The organism is Streptomyces filamentosus, from assembly GCF_014654895.1.
Taxonomy (GTDB): Bacteria; Actinomycetota; Actinomycetes; order Streptomycetales; family Streptomycetaceae; genus Streptomyces; species Streptomyces filamentosus.
In genome coordinates, this window is sequence record NZ_BNBE01000001.1 from 41823 (window position 1) to 56467 (window position 14645).

The window sequence follows — 14645 nt, forward strand, 5'->3', positions numbered from 1 at the left end:
GCTTCTACCTCCGAACTGACGTTGAGACATTCATGCCTCTAACCGCCGACGAGGCCTTCCAACGCTACCAGCAAGAGCTTCCGCGTATCGAGGAAGCCGCCGAAGCGACAAAAAAACACCTTATCCACTGCACTACCCGCAAAGGGATCAACTGTGAGGTAACCGCCCGCGCGAAGGAGGTCAGCAGCTTCAAGACCAAGATCTACCGCAAGCGCTACACCGATCCCTGGAAGCAGATAACCGACAAGGCCGGCCTACGTGTCGTCGTGCCGCACCGAGGCCTCCTCGACCCGGTCCTGGAAGCCATCAAAGGGTGCCTCGACATCGTCAGGGTGGAGGACGCCCGCAAGGATCCTGGCTATGTAGACCATCTGCGCTACCCACGCCTGCACGTCCAGGCCATCATGGTCGGCGGATTGGCAGACCCAGACGGCGTCCCGTACGAGTGCGAGATCCAACTACGCACAGAAGCTGTCGACTTGTGGTCGCGCATGTCCCACCGGCTCCTCTACAAGCCTGGCGTCGAGCCTCCAGCTGATGTCAGTCGCTCGCTGTACCGTCTGATCGCACTGGTCGAGCTGTTCGACCTTGAAGTCGAACGGGGGGTTGAAGCGTTGACACAGCATCCCGATCTCGCTCACGGCAACCGTCTCCTCTCGATGGCCGAACAGCGCTACCGCACGTTCACCGATCACCCTTACAGCAGAGACCTCTCGCGTGACACGATCGACGTCCTGTCCCAGACGATCGATGACGACACCACCTATGGTGAGCAGCTACTCGAATTCACCGAAGTCTTCCGTGAACGCATCGAGCGAGCTTACGCCGACTACGGTCCAACCAGCGCCCACTTCTTGAAGCATGGCCGCTATCTACTGGCCAGCCAACCAGAAAGCCTGATCATCTTCGAGCGGCTCCACCGTGCACGCTTCCGCCTTAAGAGCGCCTGGCAGAAGAGCGAGCTACCGGAAACCATGCTCTCCGATATGGCACAAATCTGGGGAACCGGACTATGACGAACTCAACACAAGCAGAACCCCCAGCCCTTGCGGCCGCCACCGCGATGTTCATCGAGGTCCTCGTGGTCGGTATCGGCACACTGGCTGCAGCAGTTCTGCTATTCATCGCCCTCATAGGCCCCGCAAACACGAGCAAGCTTGCGCCTGCAGCGGATTCCTCCCTGATCGCTGGCGTGGCACTTGCCGCCGCCTACGCTCTAGGAATTCTCATCGACCGAGCCGCTGACACGATCCTGGCCCCCCGGCGGCGACGCCTTCGCATCCATCACTTCCCATCTGATGGCGTCTACGCCCAGGCGCGCCTACGCCTGGCCGATAACCCTATCCAGGCGGCGCGGGCGGACTACGCCCGCTCGCGCATGCGCATCTGCCGCGGATGGATTCTCAATGTCATCGCCTTGACCCTTACGGCAGACCTGGCCATGTTGCGCTACACCTTCGACGATCGTGCGCTCATCCTCTGCGTCACCACACTGCTCGGCGCGGTGACTTCCTTCGGCTTTTATCGCGCCTGGAGCGCCCTCACCGAGACCGGCTACCGCAAGCTCGCCCAACAGACCGCCCTTCTCACTAGCCCAGCAGTGCCTTCCCAACCTGACCCCAGCGCCACACTTACCTGAGGCAGCTGGCACGCAAATTGAGACCACATACGTTCGGATACTTCACGATCGCACCATCCGACGCGCCCGCCCCAAAAAGGCGCAAAGGCGACCCGCGTGAAGCTCCTTAGGGACTCCCGAGCGGAATATCCGCAGCCCCTCGTTGATTGCTTCCTCTTAGAGATCACGGGAGGGGCGCTGATGGTCGACTTGATGTTGTTCCGGCAGGACGCGGACGGGCGGGATGTCGAGCTGTCCGGGTCGACGGTGGCGCTGGAGGTGGAGCTGCAGCGGCGGGTCGAGGCCGGGCTGGAGCAGATGCTCGGGATCCGGTTCCTGGCGTCGGAGTACGCGACCGGTCCGTGGCATCGGGGGCGGATCGACACGCTCGGGCTGGATGAGAACGGCAGTCCGGTGGTGATCGAGTTCAAGAAGGGCTCCGACAGCGGGGTGCTGTCGCAGGCCGTCTCGTACATGGCGTGGCTGGAGTCGGCACACCACGAGTTCGAGGCACTCGTCAGGAAGGTGCTCGGCGCGGAGGCGGCCGAGTCCGTCGACTGGCGGCGTCCGCGGATGGTCTGCATCGCGGCCGGTTTCTCGCACCACGACCGCGTGGCCGTCCAGAGGGTGCCCGAGCGGATCGACCTGGTGCGCTACCGGGTCTTCGAGGGCGGGCTGCTGAGCCTGCTGCTGGTGGACTCCTCGCCCGGCGTCCCGAGCGCGGCGCCCCGGCGGAGCCGCGCTCGGGACGCGGGGGCCGAGGACGCTGCGGTGGCCCCGGCGGCTCCGGCGCCGGCGGGCGCCGGTCTTGTTCCGGATTGCCTTCGGGATCTGTTCGGGGAGGTGGACGAGGCGCTGACGGCGTGGGGCGAGGTCGAGGTGGTGCCCCTCAAGCACTACGTCGCCTACCGGCGGCTGGTGAACGTGGCCTCGGTCCTGTTCCGTCCGAAGCACGAGGTGATCCTGGTCTATCTCAGACTCGACCCGGACACGGTCGTGCTGGAGGAGGGCTTCACCCGGGACATGCGCGGTATCGGGCATCTCGGGACGGGGGACCTGGAGGTTCGTGTCGCGTCGGCGGCGGACCTGGAGAAGGCGGCGCCGTTGATCCGGCGGGCGTTCGAGGCGGCCTGAGACAAGCGGAAGGGCGGCTGGAGCATCGGTTCTCGATGTTCCAGCCGCCCTTCGGTGTCTGTGGTCCGCCGGCCCCGGCTTCTCGTTTCTCATGATCAGCTCTCCGGTCCGGCGAGGGTGAAGTCGTCCTGTTCCAGTTCGGCACGCAGGCGCTGTTCGGCGACGTCGGCGTAGTGCGGGGAGAGTTCGACGCCGACGAAGTTCCGGCCTTCCCGGAGGGCTGCGACGCCCGTGGAGCCGCTGCCGGTGAACGGGTCGAGGACGGTGCCGCCCTCGGGGCAGACCTGGACGAGCTGCCGCATGATCTCGACGGGCTTCTGGGTGATGTGGACCCGGCCCTTGCGGGGCTGCGAGGCGATGTAGTGGCCAGGCAGGTAGAGGTCGCGGGAGTGGTCGAGGGAGCCCTTGACGCCCCAGACGATGAACTCGGAGTCCTGCTTCGGCCCGCCCTTGCGGGGCCGGCTGGCGGGCTTGATCCACGGGAGGGTGCCGCTCCAGGTCCAGCCGGCCATCTGCAGGGCGTCGGTCGTGGTCGGTTCCTGGCGCCAGTCGGTGAAGACCATGGCGATCGCGTGCTCGGTGGAGGCCCGGTACGCCTCGGTGAGCAGTTCGGTCAGCCAGGAGCGGTACGAGCGCTGGTCGCGGTTCTCGCCAGGGAAGTTGGCGAGGTCGTGTGCCGAGTTACTGGTGACGTACTTGGCGCGCGCGGTGCGGCCGGTGCGTTCCGAGCTCGTACGGCCGCCGGAGTTGTACGGAGGGTCGGTGATCACCGCGTTGACGCTCTCGTCCGGGAGTGTCTTCAGGACGGTCAGGGCGTCGCCTCGGTGCAACGTGTAGCTCATAGGGGAGGGCCTCTCTACGGGGGGCGGAGGGTCGTGGAACCCATGCCGGACAGCGCGCAACGGCGCTCGTCTCTGGCGGGGTTGTGCCGGAGGTTAGCCGTGGATTCCGGCCGGACCTAACGAGGCGGCGGCGGCTCGGGGCCGGGGCCGGAGGTCGTTTGGTGCGGCCGGAATCGCGGTCTACTGTCTCGCCGTGTCGCCGGGAAGGAGCCTCGCTCCACCTCGCTGACCTGTGCTTATCCGAGCTTTCCCGTCCAATCAGGCCAGCAGGAACGAACGTTGCCCACACGTTTCCCGATGCCGTCCGGAGGTCCTTGTGTACCGCCTGAGATTACAAGCGCGGCTGGCTGCCGCGCGTGACCTGAGACCGGCGTTCGGGAGCTGCTAACTCCTCTGACCTCGGGCCCGCCCAAGAGGCGGATGCACATCGGCGCGGTGCCGGCGGCTTTGCACGAGAAGCCGGCACCGCGTCTCCTACGAACACCGAGGAGCCGCTGCGATGCAGCATGTCCTGATACCCCCGCGCCCCGACCCGACGCCGTCACCCGGCCGGCCCCGCCGCCCCGGTGAACGGCGGCGGCGATGAACAAGACCACCAAGGGCGTCGTCGGCCTGTGCGCGGCCGGCTCGATGCTGCTGGTCGTGCCGGTCCTCGCCTTCGGCGCCGGAACCGCTTCGGCTTCCTGTCCGATCGGTGACGCGCAGTCCGTGGACACCGCGGCGGTCGCCGACCAGGTGAGGGCCATCCTGGATGGCGGCGGCAAGGCTTCGGTCTCCGTGCCGGGGCTGGACAATCCGGCCGAGCAGATCCCCTTCGCCAAGACGATCCAAACCACCGGCGTCGCGATGAACATCCCGGCCCGCGGGCAGGTCGTGGCCCTGGCGACCGCCCTGCAGGAGAGCGGCCTGCGGAACCTGACCTGGGGCGACCGCGACTCGCTGGGGCTGTTCCAGCAGCGGCCATCGATGGGCTGGGGCACGGCGAACGAGATCCTCGACCCGGTGCACGCCTCGACCAAGTTCTACGAGGGACTCCGGCAGGTCTCGGGCTGGCAGTCCCTGTCCGTCACGCAGGCCGCCCAGGCGGTGCAGAAGTCGGGCTTCCCCGAGGCGTACGCCAAGTGGGAGCCGCTGGCCACGGCCTTGCAGAAGGCCATCGAGCCCCTGCTGCCGAAAACCGGTGGCGGTGGCGGTGGTGCGTCACCGTCGCCGGTTCCGGACGGTCCTGCGCCCGGCTCCACGGGTGGCTGTGCCGCCGACGGGGACGGCACCGACTTCGGCACCATCCCAGCCGGCGCGCTGCCCGAGAAGTACAGCATCCCCGCGACCGCTCCGCGGGAGGTCCAGACGGCGATCCGGTGGGCGCTCGGACAGCTCGGCACGCCGTACCAGTGGGGCGGGACGTGCACCGACTCCCACGGCGACACGGCGATGGCCCGGTGCGACTGCTCCTCCTTGATGCAGCAGGCGTACAAGGCCGCCAGGGTCACCCTGACGCGGACGACGTACACGCAGGTAAAGGAGGGCAAGCCGGTCTCGGCCGACGCCCTTCGGCCGGGTGACCTGATCTTCACCGAGGGAACGGCCGCCGTACCCGAGCACGTCGGAATGGCCATCGGTCAGGGCCTGGTCGTGCACGCCCCGCGCACTGGCGACGTCGTCCGCATCACGACCGTCGCCGCCTGGAAGTCCGGGATTCTCGCGGTCCGCCGAGTCGTCTGACCGGCATCTCTCCCCCTCTCCCCTTTCTCGCACCGCCGCTCCACCTTCACGGGCTTCGGCGTGCCTTCATTCAAACTGGAGTTCTCGTGTATCTCGCCGAACAGGTCATACAGCTCGCCTACGACCCCGGGATCAAGCCGAACGAGGGCGGCCTGCCGGGCCTGAACGTCCTCAAGCAGGTGATGGGCTCCATCAACCTCTTCGGGCTCATCGCCGTGGTCGGCGCCCTCGCCGTCAGCGCGGGCGTGTGGGCCTGGGGCCACCACTCCGGCGGCCACCAGGCCGAAGCCAACGGCAAGAAGGGCGTCCTGGTGAGCGCCGGCGCGGCCCTCCTGCTCGGCGCCGCGAACGGCGTGGTCGCGTTCTTCAGCACGCTGGGGACGCAGGTCCACTGATGTCTTCCCACTCCTCCAACCCCGGCGGCGCATCTCGCGTGCGCCGCCGGGCGCTGCTCGGCACCGCCGTCCTGGCGATGCTCCTCGCCCTCGCCGGCCTGGCCGCCTACCTCACCCGCGACAGCAGGGCACCCGCCAAGGCCCCTGTCCAGCGTCCGAGTTCGCCGCCGACTTCCTCCTCGGCCGTCACGCCGTCCGGGCCGCCCACGGTGATCACCCGCCCCCGCGCCCTGCCGGTTCCGCCGAGGACCACCGACCCGATCACCTTCGGGAAGGCGGCCGCAGCGGCGCTGTGGTCGTACGACACCCGGGCGTACCCGCAGGCCGAACTGCGGCGCGCTCTGCACGCGTGGCTGACCCCGGAGGCCAAGTACGCCGACGCGGCCTCTGTCGACCGAGGTATCCCCTTGGCGGTGCTGTGGAAGGAGATGGCCGCCAACGGCCAGTTCGCCACGGCCACCGTGAACGAGGGGCACTTCCCGAACGCCTTCACCCGGGCCCTTCAGGAGGACCCCGGCGCGATCACCCAGGCGTACGTCTACGCCGTCACGGTCTCGGGGAAGCAGGCGATCGCCTGGAAGGGCTCGCCCGTCGGCGGCGCGGAGAGCCGCTCCACCACTCTCGCGGTCCAGTGCCGCCCCAACCAGCCCTGCGCCCTGGCCGGCGTCATGCCGTCCGTCGCACCCTGAGTCCCGTTCACGAAAGGAGGTACCCCCATGGATGTCTGCGGCCTTCCAATGATGGACAAGGTGTGCACCGCCGTCGACTTCGTCACCAACCCGGCCGGGGCCGTCACCGACGGCATCGGCGCGTGGATCGCGAAGTCGGCCGGCGAACTGGCGGCCAGCGCGGCGGACCTCGCCGCCAAGGCCGTCAACGAGACGACCGCCATCGACCTCAACGCCGGCTGGTTCCGGGACAACTACCAGCTTCTGCTGCCCATCGGGCTCGCGCTGACCGTAGGCATCTTCTGCATTCAGCTCATGTTCGCGGCCTGGCGGCGCGACGAGCGGGCCCTGGCCCAGGCCGCGATCGGCACCATGACCGGCGTCCTGTTCAGCTTCTCCGCCATCGCCTTCACCACCGTCGCCATCACCGTGGTCGACGCCCTGTCCGACGGACTGTTCCAAGCCGCCAACACCTCGGTCGACGACGCGATCCGCCGCGTCGTGAAGATCAACCAGTTGGGGGCGATGTACGGCCTGGGCTGGGGTGTTCCCGCCCTGGTCGCCTTCGGGTGCGCGATCGGTGCCTTCCTGTACTGGGGCGTCATGGTCGCCCGGAAGGTCGGCGTGCTGATCATGGTCGCCCTCGCCGTGTTCGCCGGCGCGGGCGGCGGCTGGGAGGTCGCCAAGCGCTGGCGTCGGGGCTGGATCGAGGCCACCGCCACCCTGATCGTCTCGAAGCTTCTGATGACCGTGGTCTTCCTGATCGGCGTCTCCGCCATGGGCAAGAGCGACGCCAACGACGGTCTGTCGGCCCTGTCGGACGCGATGGCCGGCATCGTCGTCATGGTCCTGGTGCTGCTCTGCCCGTACGCGACGTACAAGTTCGTCCACTGGGCGAGCGAAGGCGGCGGCCACGACGACCTGCACCGCACCGGCGTCGCGGGTATGGCCGTCGCCGCCGGCGCGGCGAAGACCGCCGGCAGCCTGGCGATGCGGGTCGGCACCGGAACCCCCGCTCCCCAGGGACCGAGTCAGGTTCCCGGCGCGGGCGCCGACGGTGTCGCCTCCGGCATCGATCCTGCCGGCGGCAACCTCAGCAAGGAGGGCATCGACGCCGGCCCGCCCAAGCCGCAGACACGCTTCCGTTACGGCGAGGACCCGAACGCGACCGGCGACAAGGGACGGGCCCTGATCCAGCGCCCCGGCATCCCGCCGCTCATCACCCGGCCCGGCGAAGAGGAAGCGGAAGGTTCCCAGCCGGGTGCCCAGGCCGTCAGCGGCAGCTCCGGTCGTCCCGCCAGCACGTCGGCTCCGGGCAACGGCGTGAGCCACATCGGCACCACGCCGCCCGCCGGGCCCTCGGCGGCAGCCACCGGCTCGCCGGCGCCGACGCCCTGGGTGTTCCCCACCCAGCCGCCTGAGGGTTCCTGACCCTCCCCCACCGGGGGCGGGCTGCCCCTCCGCAGCCCGCCCCCTCCCGACTCGACCGTCGAAGGAGCCCCGCCGTGTCCTCCAGAAGTGTGCCGCCCGCCCCGTCTCTCGTTCACCTCCACCGTCTGGAACCCTCATGTCCGGTAAGCACCAGGCCGAAGTCCCCTCGGCCACCGTGAAGTTCCCCCACCGCAGCAGGCGCGGCGTCCTGCTCGGCCTGACCGCCCCGCAGCTCCTCGCCGCCGGACTCACCGGCCTTCTCCTTCTCGCCGTGATCCTCGCCCGCGGCGTGGTCGGCGCCCTCGCGCTCATCCCCCTGTGGGCCGTCATCGCCCTGTTCGTCTTCGTCCGCCACCGGAGCCGTGCCCTGGCGGACTGGGCTCCGGTCGTCGTCCGGTACGCGCTGCGCCGGATGCGCGGCCAGCTCCTCTGGCTTACCCGCCCCTCGCGCCGGCCGACCCACGAAGGACTGCTCCACCTGCCCGGCACCGCCGCCAGCCTGCGCGTGGCCACCGCCCCGGACGGCCGGTACGGCGCGGTCCACGACCCGCACAACGGCACGCTGACCGCCGTCGTCAAGGTCTCCTCCCGCGCCTACGCCCTGCTCGACCCAGGCACCCAGCACGCCAACGTCTCCGGCTGGGGACGGGCCCTGGCCGCGCTCGCCCGGACTGGGCAGATCGCCCGCATCCAGGTGATCGAACGCACCGTCCCGGACTCCGGCGACAGCCTGCGCCGCTACTGGGAAGAGCACGGCCGCCCCGACACCCCGGTGGCCGGAGCGATCTACAACGAGCTGATCCAGAGCGCCGGTCCGGCCGCCGCCCCGCACGAGGCGTACGTCGCGCTGTCGCTGGACACCAAGGCGGCACGCCGGCTGATCAACCAGGCCGGCGGCGGCCTGACCGGGGCCTTCAGCGTCCTGGCACAGCTGACCTCGACCTTCGAGCAGGCCGCGCGGACCGCCGGGCTCAACCCGACCGGCTGGCTCACCGCCCGCGAGATCGCCGCCGTCGTCCGCACCGCCTACGACCCCAAGGCCCTCGCCTCCCTGGATCGCTGGTCGGCCACCGGCCGCCCCGAGGCCGAGCCCACAGCCGCCGGCCCCGTCGTGGTCGTCGAGAAGGCGGACCACATCGCGACCGACTCCGCCGTCCACGCCACGTACTGGGTGGAGAACTGGCCCAGGACCGAAACCAGCGCCGGCTTCCTGCACCAGCTCCTGTTCACCGGCGGAGTCCGGCGCACGCTGTCGCTCTGCTACGAGCCGAAGGGACTGGACGCCGCCCTGCGAGACGTCCAGCGCAAGAAGGCGTCTGTTATCGCCGATGCCGCCGAGCGGGCCCGGCGCGGGCAGGTCGACTCCGAGGCGGACTCGATCGAGTACCAGGACATCAAGGCGCGCGAGCGGCAGCTCATCGCCGGCCACGCGGACGTCGCCCTGACCGGGCTGCTGACCGTCTCGGCCGACTCCGAAGAGGAACTGCGCACCGCGTGCGCGGTCGTGGAGACCGCCGCCGTCGGCGCCCAGCTCGACCTCCGGCCGCTGACCTGGCAGCAGGCCGAGGCGTTCACCGCCGCCGCCCTGCCGCTCGCCCTCGCCGCGTAGCCCCGGCACTCCCCGCATCACTGAAAGAGCACTCCCGTGCCCCGCACTCCCCGCACGACCGCGCAGGACTTCGTGCCCTTCGCCACCGCCGCGCTCGACTTCCACCGCGCGCTCAACCTCCCCGGCGGCCCGCTCGTCACCACCCGCGCCGAGCTGGATGCCCTTCACTGCCATCTCGTCTCGCTGCACGGGCTGCTCGACGCCCACGCCGTACGTGCCGGCCGGCTCCTCCCGGCGGAGGGCGACCACCTGCGTGCCGCCCGTACCCGGATCTGGCAGGCAGTCGACCACCTCCACGCCGCCTACCACTCAGCTCCCCGCCCGGACTCCGGCGAGGTGCCCGAGCGCGAGGCGTGCCGGGGCGGCCTGCCCGAAGGGGCGCCAGAGCTGACCGTCTGCCAGCGCCATCAGCGAACCGCGCGCCTGGTCCGCCGCCGAACGACCCCGGCCGACCTGCACTCCCCGTTCACCGGCCTCACCCGCCGCTGACCCGCCCCCACTCGGAGAAACGTTCATGCCCCGTACCCGCGCCAGCGCCTCCCACCTGTTCGTGCCCCACAAGGCATCGCGCACCGAGCGCAGGGCAGCCCGCGCCGGTTTCGCCGACGCCCACCGCCAGGCCCGTCTCGCCGGAACGCCCCCGAACCACCGTGCCCAGGAGACCACCGATCCGGAACTTCGACCGGTCTACCCGCCGGCCGGGCGGCCCGGACCGGCCTCGGCCCGCGGCGGCAAGCTCCGCCTGCCCGCCCACCGGATGACCACCGCCACCGCTTCCGGGGCCTATCCGTTCGTCGCCGAGGGCGGTCTGGGGGCCGAAGGCGTCTTCATCGGCCGTGACGTCCATGCGGAGGCCGCGTTCTGTTTCGACCCGTTCTCGCTGTACGGCAGTGGCCGGATCGAGGGCTTCACCAACCCCAACGCCGTCCTGGCCGGGATCATCGGCATGGGCAAGTCCGCGCTGGCGAAGTCCATCGCCACCCGGTCGATCGCCCATGGCTACCGGATCTACATTCCCTGCGACCCGAAGGGCGAGTGGACCGGCGTCGCGCAGGCCCTCGGCGGCTACAGCATCGCGCTCGGCCCCGGCCTGCCGGGCCGGCTGAACCCGCTGGACGCACCGGCCCGGCCCGTCTCCGTCAGCGAGGACGACTGGGCGAGCGAGGTCCGAAAGCGGCGCCTGCTGCTCCTGGCCGGCCTGGCGCGCACCGTCCTGAAGCGCGATCTGCTGCCGATGGAGCACACCGCCCTGGACCTCGCTCTCGACCTGGTCGTCGCCGAGGCCGCCGCCCGCGGCACGGTGCCGCTGCTCGGCGAGATCGCCTACGTGCTCGGCTCGCCCCAGCGCCTCGACCAGGCGCTCGGCAACTCCTCCGGGCACCTGGGGGCGGCCGCCCAGGACGTCGCACACGCCCTGCGCCGCCTGGTGCACGGTGATCTGAGCGGCATGTTCGACGCCCCGAGCACCGTGGCGTTCGACCCGACCGCGCCGATGCTGTCCATCGACCTCTCCCGCCTCGGCGGCGCCGGCGACGACACCGCGCTGGTCCTCGCCATGACGTGCGCGAGCGCGTGGATGGAGTCCGCCCTCGCCGACCCCGCCGGCGGCCGACGCTGGGTGATCTACGACGAGGCGTGGCGGGTGATGCGACATGTCGGCCTGCTGGAGAGGATGCAGTCCCAGTGGAAGCTGAGCCGTGGTCTCGGCATCGCGAACTTGATGGTCATCCACCGGCTCAGTGACCTGCTCTCGGCGGGGGACGCCGGTTCGCGCGGCCGGGTGCTGGCCGAGGGTCTCCTGGCCGACTGCTCCACGCGCATCATCTACCGGCAGGAGCCCGACCAGCTCGACGCTGCCGCGTCCCTGCTCGGCCTGACCGGCGTCGAGACCCAGGCGGTGTCCGCGCTGACCAAGGGCCGGGGCCTGTGGAAGGTCGCGGGCCGGTCCTTCATCACGCAGCACATCCTCCACCCGGCCGAACGCGAACTGTTCGACACCGACGCCCGAATGTCGGCCTAGACCATGGCCGGAGGAACGATCATGTCCGTTTCTTCCAGTTCTCCCGCCCCTGCCGAGAACCAGCCGGCGGCGGCCAGTGTGGACCTGGCATGGCGGAGGCACATCCCGGCGCTGGCTGCTGCCGTCGCCGGGATACGGAAGGCGTCCGACGACTGGGACGCGGTCTCGGACTCCTTCTGCGACACCGACGGCTGGCCCGTCGACGAGCACGGGTACGAGGACGGGAAAGTGAAACGCGACGCCGAGGCGTGGCGGCACGTCGAGGTCTTCCTCGACCACGGCCCCGAGGTCCTGGCCGGCGCCCGCGCGACCGCCCGGAGCGCCGACTACGCCGAGGGGCCCATCAGCGAAGACCTCCGCTGGCTGCGCGGCATCGACGCCACCCTGGAACACGCAGGGCAGCTTCAGCGCGAGTGGGACCAGATCCTGGTCCTCATGGACGCCTCCATGCCCGGTTCACGGAAGCTCTACGAGGACCGGGCGAAGGAGGAACGCAACGCTGACGGCTGGCACTACGCCGACGAGCTGGCCATCCGCGGCCCGGCCCTCGTCCGGGCCGCCGACCACCTGGCCCGTCGGGCGGACGCCGAGCACTCCGCGCACACGAAGCGGGCGCGTGCGGCTCTCGCCCGCTCCGCATCCGGAATTCGCGGAACCCTGCCCGCCTCTCCCCCAGCGCCGGCACCCGGCGCACCGGTTCCAGGCCGCTCCCGCTGACACCCGTAGCACCGAGTCCCGGCCGGACCAAACCGCCCGATCACCAGATCCTCGTGGACCACCGCCCGCCCCACGCGGTCCGGTCTGCGCTCACCGCGGCGTCGACCGCCGGGACGCCTCACCACGGAGAAGACCGATGAACCCAGACCACCCCCTGGTCACCGCACGGACCAGCTCCTTCTCGCCCCTCGTCGACGCGGATCCGAAGCGGGATCGTGGGTACGGCTACCTCACCGGTCCCCTCCGCCGGCGGGGCCTGGAGGTCACCGTCGAGTACGGCCTGAGCGACTACGTCGTCGATGTCGCCCTCCCCGACGGCAGTTCGATGATCATCTCGCCGCCGCAGGAACCGCCTTCCGAGAACCCCGGCTTCCCCGAGAGCTGGACGGTGGTCCGCCACCGGGAGGCCGGACCCCCGGTGTACGAGGTGATCTACGACTCCGAGCCCGACGGTCCGGACGCCCGGCACGGCGGCAGCGTCTCAAGCCTGCTCGCCGCCGTCGACACGTGCCTGGACCAGCTCGGCGTACCCCCACGCCGCGAGCAGTACCGCTCCTCACAGGAGCACGCCGCCGACCCCGTCCCACCCAGGGTGAGCGCTGCTCTCTCGCCGTCCCCGTCGGCCGGATCGCGCACGGTCCGCACACCTCTGGCGGCGGAATCACCCCCTCGCGCCGCGCTGCCCCCCTCGCGCTCGTCCACCGCCCCTGGCCGCTGACCCCTTCCCGTCTCGGAGCACGCCATATGCCTCGCACCAGCAGAACCATTCCCGGCCCTCGCTCTCTCCCGTCATCGAGCCCGCACCGGATGGATCAGCCGTGTTGCCCAACTCCGCCGAAGAACTGCTCGCCGACGTCACCGTCGGCCGCCACCCCGATTACGGCATCGTCGCCGCGAACCCCAAGAACCTTCCCGCCGGCACCTGGATGCTGGAACGGCTCGACTTCCGCCCCATCCCGGGCGAGCCCGCCCTGTACGCCCTGACCGACCAGCAGCGTGACGGGCAGGGCCGCGCAACCCGGGCCGTCGAGCTGCTGCGCAACGCCGACTTCCGGGTCGATGCGGACGCCGTGTTCGAGCCCTCCCTCGCACCCGGCGCGCGCCCTGCCCCGAGCCGAGTCCCGCTCGGCGAGCCCGAGGTCGCCTTCGCCGAACATCCGCAGCTCGGCATCGTCGCGGCCCTCGACGATCGCGCCTCCGGAATCACCGCAATCGCCCTGCTCGGCCACGGCTGGCGACACGACCCCCGCCTGGACATCTACACGCTGCCCGCCTCCACCGGCCGGGACGAGGCCCTGGGGAAGGTCGCCGGCGTCACGCTGGATCTGTACCGCTCGGATGTCCGGGTCGCGGTGCACCCCCGCCTCGCCCAGGAGGTCGCGAACCGTCGCGCCGCCCCCGCGCCGCACCCGTCCCCAGACCGCGACCACGACCACGACCACGACCACGACCAGGGTGCCGGCGCCCACCGTTCTCCGATCAGCGCCGCCGCGCTCGCCTCCAGCCCAGCCGTCGCCGGCCTCCCGGGCAAGCGACCAGTGGCCGCTCCCGCCATCCCCGTCACGGCGGCCCAACCTGTCGATCCGCGCATCGCCTTCTCCCGCAACCGCTGACCCAACACCCCTAACTGATCGTTTCAGAATGAGGTTCGGAGTCGTCGCAAGCAGATGATGCTGCAAGCGAGTTGAAGCAGGCCGAGGTGGAGGTCGGCGCGTATCTCGTAGCGGATCCGCAGGCGTTTGAACTGGTGGAGCCAGGGGAAGGTCCGCTCCACGACCCAGCGCGTCTTGCCCAGCCCCGAGCCGTGAGGGACACCTCGACGGGCGATCTTCGGGGTGATGCCCCGAGCCCGCAGGATGCGGCGGTACTTGTCGTAGTCGTAGCCGCGGTCGGCGAACAGCCGTCGCGGCCGGTGACGCGGCCGGCCGACCAGGCCGCGGACGCGGGGAATCGCGTCCAGCAGTGGCGTCAACTGGGTGACGTCGTGCCTGTTTCCGCCGGTCAGAGTGACGGCGAGAGGTGTTCCGTGCCGGTCGACGATCAGGTGGTGCTTGCTGCCCGGCCGGGCCCGGTCGACCGGCGAAGGTCCGGTGTGAGCCCCCCTTTCAGGGCCCGGATGTGCGAGCCGTCGATCGCGCAGTCGTCCATGTCGAGCAGGCCTGCCTTGCGCAGCTCGGCCAGGAGGACTTCGTGCAGGCGGGGCCAGACGCCGGCCTCGGTCCAGTCCCGCAGCCGCCGCCAGGCCGTCACTCCACTGCAGCCGGTCCGCTCGGCGGGCACGTCCCTCCAGCTCACGTTCTTGCGCAGCACGTAAACGATGCCCCGCAAGGCGGCGCGATCGTCCGCAGGCAGGCGTCCGGGATACCGGTGGCGCCGCGGCGGGCGGGGCGGCAGCAGCGGGGCGATGCGTTCCCACAGCTCATCAGGCACAAGATCATCCGACACCCGCACCACTCTGCCGCCACCAAGCTCGACCGCCAAGTCCCTGC

General features: G+C 70.4%; 15 protein-coding genes. 13 read left to right on the forward strand and 2 right to left on the reverse strand.

All coding sequences use genetic code 11. The features are described from left to right. Positions 1-32: 32 nt before the first annotated feature. The 3 genes from IE326_RS00300 to IE326_RS00310 all read left to right on the forward strand — a co-directional run bounded on the left by IE326_RS00300 (position 33) and on the right by IE326_RS00310 (position 2752). Positions 33-1016 (forward strand): RelA/SpoT-related domain-containing protein, encoded by a 984-nt coding sequence (locus tag IE326_RS00300; protein ID WP_190040432.1) that lies wholly within the window; start codon positions 33-35, stop codon positions 1014-1016. After that, positions 1013-1639 (forward strand): hypothetical protein, encoded by a 627-nt coding sequence (locus IE326_RS00305; protein ID WP_229915140.1) that lies wholly within the window; start codon positions 1013-1015, stop codon positions 1637-1639. The genes IE326_RS00300 and IE326_RS00305 overlap by 4 nt, the downstream gene beginning before the upstream one ends. A 180-nt stretch (positions 1640-1819) precedes the next feature. After that, positions 1820-2752 carry a DUF5655 domain-containing protein gene (locus tag IE326_RS00310; protein WP_190042109.1) on the forward strand — a complete coding sequence of 311 codons (933 nt, stop codon included), beginning with the start codon at positions 1820-1822 and terminating at the stop codon, positions 2750-2752. A 95-nt stretch (positions 2753-2847) separates the two neighbouring features. On the opposite strand, the gene IE326_RS00315 is transcribed toward IE326_RS00310, so the two are convergent. Then, entirely contained in the window at positions 2848-3594 is a 747-nt protein-coding gene (locus tag IE326_RS00315; protein WP_190040433.1) for a DNA-methyltransferase, read from the reverse strand. 582 nt (positions 3595-4176) lie between these two features. Between IE326_RS00315 and IE326_RS00320 the strand changes: the two genes are divergently transcribed. From IE326_RS00320 to IE326_RS00365, 10 genes are all read left to right on the forward strand, one after another. Next, positions 4177-5316: a C40 family peptidase gene (locus IE326_RS00320; protein WP_190040434.1), complete on the forward strand. Its 1140-nt coding sequence runs from the start codon at positions 4177-4179 to the stop codon at positions 5314-5316. A gap of 86 nt (positions 5317-5402) precedes the next feature. After that, positions 5403-5711, forward strand: coding sequence for a DUF6112 family protein (locus IE326_RS00325; RefSeq protein WP_011029048.1), 309 nt, complete (start codon positions 5403-5405; stop codon positions 5709-5711). Then, positions 5711-6400, forward strand: coding sequence for a hypothetical protein (locus tag IE326_RS00330; RefSeq protein ID WP_190040435.1), 690 nt, complete (start codon positions 5711-5713; stop codon positions 6398-6400). Before IE326_RS00325 ends, IE326_RS00330 begins: the two co-directional genes overlap by 1 nt. Before the next feature lie 27 nt (positions 6401-6427). After that, entirely contained in the window at positions 6428-7810 is a 1383-nt protein-coding gene (locus tag IE326_RS00335; protein ID WP_190040436.1) for an SCO6881 family protein, read from the forward strand. 136 nt (positions 7811-7946) lie between these two features. After that, complete coding sequence (locus tag IE326_RS00340) at positions 7947-9419, forward strand: SCO6880 family protein (RefSeq protein WP_190040437.1); 1473 nt, start codon at positions 7947-7949, stop codon at positions 9417-9419. Between the two features lie 36 nt (positions 9420-9455). Continuing rightward, positions 9456-9908: a DUF6238 family protein gene (locus IE326_RS00345; RefSeq protein ID WP_190040438.1), complete on the forward strand. Its 453-nt coding sequence runs from the start codon at positions 9456-9458 to the stop codon at positions 9906-9908. 25 nt (positions 9909-9933) lie between these two features. Further along, positions 9934-11439, forward strand: coding sequence for a putative type IV secretion/conjugal transfer ATPase (locus IE326_RS00350; RefSeq protein ID WP_190040439.1), 1506 nt, complete (start codon positions 9934-9936; stop codon positions 11437-11439). Between the two features lie 21 nt (positions 11440-11460). Then, positions 11461-12156: a hypothetical protein gene (locus IE326_RS00355; RefSeq protein ID WP_190040440.1), complete on the forward strand. Its 696-nt coding sequence runs from the start codon at positions 11461-11463 to the stop codon at positions 12154-12156. 136 nt (positions 12157-12292) lie between these two features. Then, positions 12293-12874, forward strand: coding sequence for a hypothetical protein (locus IE326_RS00360; protein ID WP_190040441.1), 582 nt, complete (start codon positions 12293-12295; stop codon positions 12872-12874). Between the two features lie 100 nt (positions 12875-12974). Beyond that, positions 12975-13769: a hypothetical protein gene (locus tag IE326_RS00365; RefSeq protein ID WP_229915141.1), complete on the forward strand. Its 795-nt coding sequence runs from the start codon at positions 12975-12977 to the stop codon at positions 13767-13769. A 23-nt stretch (positions 13770-13792) separates the two neighbouring features. Here IE326_RS00365 and IE326_RS00370 read toward each other — a convergent pair. Next, positions 13793-14601, reverse strand: a protein-coding gene (locus tag IE326_RS00370; protein ID WP_190042111.1) for an IS5 family transposase whose coding sequence is annotated in 2 segments (ribosomal slippage) — positions 13793-14262 and positions 14262-14601 — 810 coding nt in all. Because the reading frame shifts where the segments join, the coding sequence is not laid out codon by codon here. Positions 14602-14645: the final 44 nt, after the last annotated feature.